Below are 710 nucleotides of genomic sequence, written 5' to 3'. Positions count from 1 at the left end.
AGCTCACCCTGGCCCACGCCAACGAGGCCGCCGCCGGCGCCACGGAACACGCCCCCGAGCGGGTCGGCGTCGCGCTCGGCACCAACTTCGCCGTCGACGCCGTCGTCGACCGCATCGACCGGGCCCTGCTGGCCGAGGGCATCGCCGGGATCAGCCCCGTCGAGTGCCCCAACTTCTCCGTCAACGTCCCCGCCGGCCGGCTCGGCATCGCGCACGGCCTGCGCGCCTTCAACATCACGCTGGTCAACCTGCTCACCGCCGGGCTCGAATCGGCCCTGGTCGGCGCCCGCGCGATGGCCGCCGACCGGGCCGACGCGGTGCTGGTCGGCGCCGTCGAGGGCCGCCCGCCGGCCGCCGCCCGCACCGTCACCGGGCCCGGCGTGGACGCGGCCGGCGCCTGCCTGCTGCACCTGGAGCGACCCGAGCGCGCCGCCGAGCGCGGCGCCACCGTGCACGCCCTGCTCACCGGCGGCTCGCGGCGCACCGTCCCCGGCAACCCGGCCGCCGCCCAGCGCGTCCTGGCCGCCGCGCTCGACGCGCTGGGCACCCCGCCCGGCGTGCTGCACCTGTCCCTGCCGGCCACCGGCGGCGCGCACGTCGCCCAGGCGGCCGAGGACTGGGCCAAGACGCGCGGCGCGGCCACCGCCCTGACCGTGACCACCGGCGCCCCACAGGCGTCGGCGACCCCGGTGCTGGGCCTGGCCCAGCAC

The 710-nt window shown here is 79.4% G+C and carries 1 protein-coding gene; it reads left to right on the top strand.

Going from position 1 to position 710, the window contains the following annotated elements; translation table 11 throughout:
- Window positions 1-710, top strand: a 710-nt coding sequence (locus tag KUM32_RS41140; protein WP_302185265.1) for a beta-ketoacyl synthase N-terminal-like domain-containing protein, incomplete at both ends; no start/stop codon positions are given.

The sequence above is a fragment of the Streptomyces sp. AC627_RSS907 genome (genome assembly GCF_019049165.1).
This window is presented reverse-complemented; position numbering and strand designations above follow the sequence as displayed.